Origin of the sequence: Streptomyces sp. URMC 123 (genome assembly GCF_051386515.1) — a bacterium.
Classification (GTDB): Bacteria; Actinomycetota; Actinomycetes; order Streptomycetales; family Streptomycetaceae; genus Streptomyces.
Genome location: NZ_JBPQTV010000592.1, coordinates 1 through 1,530 on the forward strand (window position 1 = coordinate 1; position 1,530 = coordinate 1,530).

Genomic DNA, 1,530 nt, shown 5'->3' on the forward strand with positions numbered 1-1,530 from the left:
CGCCCCGAAGGGGCGGGAAAAGGCCCCGCGCCTTCGGCGCGGGAGCGGGTGGTTGCGGTCGTGCGCTGCGTGGGTGCGGGGGTCGGTGCCGCGCCGGGGTACCTCCTCGGCGGCGCACGAGAAAAACCCCCACCCCCGCACCGAAGGCGCGGGCAAACGCGCTCACGTCACTGGCGACGTGACCCCGGTCGTCGCGCGAACCCGCCCGGAGGGCGCGCACCTCACGGGCGACCCACAACGTGAGCGTCGTCGCGCAGGCCCGTCCGGAGGACCGGCGTCGCCCACCGCGGCGGCGCCGGCACCGCGGACGCCCCACCCGCGGCCGCCGCCCGCCGCAGCGCGGCCACGAACTCCAGACACGTCCCGTACCGCTCCTCCGGCGTCTTGGCCAGCGCCTTCGCCAGCACCTCGTCGACAGCCGCCGGCAGGCCGGCGCGCCGCTCCGAGACCCGCGGCGGCGGGTCGAACTGGTGGGCCCACAGCAGCGCCATGTCGTCGTCCCGCACGAACGGCGGCGCGCCCGTCAGCGTCTCGAAGACCACACAGCCGAGGCTGTAGACGTCGCAGCGGCCGTCGACCGGGCGCCCCGAGATCTGCTCGGGCGCCACGTAGTCCAGCGTCCCGACGAACTGGCCCACGCTGGTGAAACCGGTCAGCGACAGCGACTTCTTCGTCAGCCCGAAGTCGGTGAGGTACACATGCTCGGGGTGGTCGCTGTCCGTGCCCTCGGCGACCAGGATGTTGCCGGGCTTGACGTCCCGGTGCACCAGTTCGTGCGCGTGGGCGGCGTCCAGCGCGGAGGCGACCTGGACGGCGATCCGGCACGCGTCGGCGACCGAGAGCCGCCCGGCGCGGTCGAGGAGCGCCCGCAGGTCCTGCCCGCGCACGTAGCGCATCGCGATGTAGAGGATGCCGTCCGTCTCCCCGGCCTCGAACACGGGGACGATATGGGGGTGGTCGATGGCGGCGGCCACCCGCGACTCGTGCACGAACCGCTGCCGGAACGTGTCGTTGCGGGCGAGCTGCGGGGCGAGCAGCTTGAGCGCGACGGTGCGGTCGAGGCGCAGGTCCCGCGCCCGGTAGACGACGGCCATGCCGCCGTGGCCGATCTCGCCCTCGACGCGGTAGGCCGCGACGCGGCGCCCGATCAGGTCGGACGGCCTGGCGAACGCCGGCCCGATCCCGCCGTCCCCGACGCCGCCGTCGCCGGCGGGGCGCGGCGTCACGGCCGGTCACCCCGCCGCGGAAGCCCGCGGCCGCCGCTCTCGCCCTCGCCCTCGCCCTGGAACTCCGCGTCGTCCACCGGCACGATCACGGTCGGGTCCGGCGCGCTCGGCGGCGCGTCGTCGGGCCGCACCACCACGGTCGGATCGTCCGCCGACACCCCGCCCGCCGCCGTACGGGACTCTCCCGGCGCCCCGCCCGGTGTCGTACGGGATTCCTCCGGCGCCGCACCCGCCGCCGCACGCGCACGAACTGGTGCACCGGGACGTCAAGCCCGGCAACATCCTGGTCGCCGAGGGCACGGAC

General features: G+C 75.8%; 2 protein-coding genes. Both read right to left on the minus strand.

Features of this window, described 5'->3' with window-relative positions:
- Window positions 1–221: 221 nt before the first annotated feature.
- On the minus strand, window positions 222–1,181 hold the full coding sequence (locus ACSNOD_RS31030; protein WP_436770412.1) for a serine/threonine-protein kinase: 960 nt from the start codon (window positions 1,179–1,181) through the stop codon (window positions 222–224).
- A gap of 41 nt (window positions 1,182–1,222) precedes the next feature.
- Window positions 1,223–1,363: a hypothetical protein gene (locus ACSNOD_RS31035; protein ID WP_436770411.1), complete on the minus strand. Its 141-nt coding sequence runs from the start codon at window positions 1,361–1,363 to the stop codon at window positions 1,223–1,225.
- Window positions 1,364–1,530: the final 167 nt, after the last annotated feature.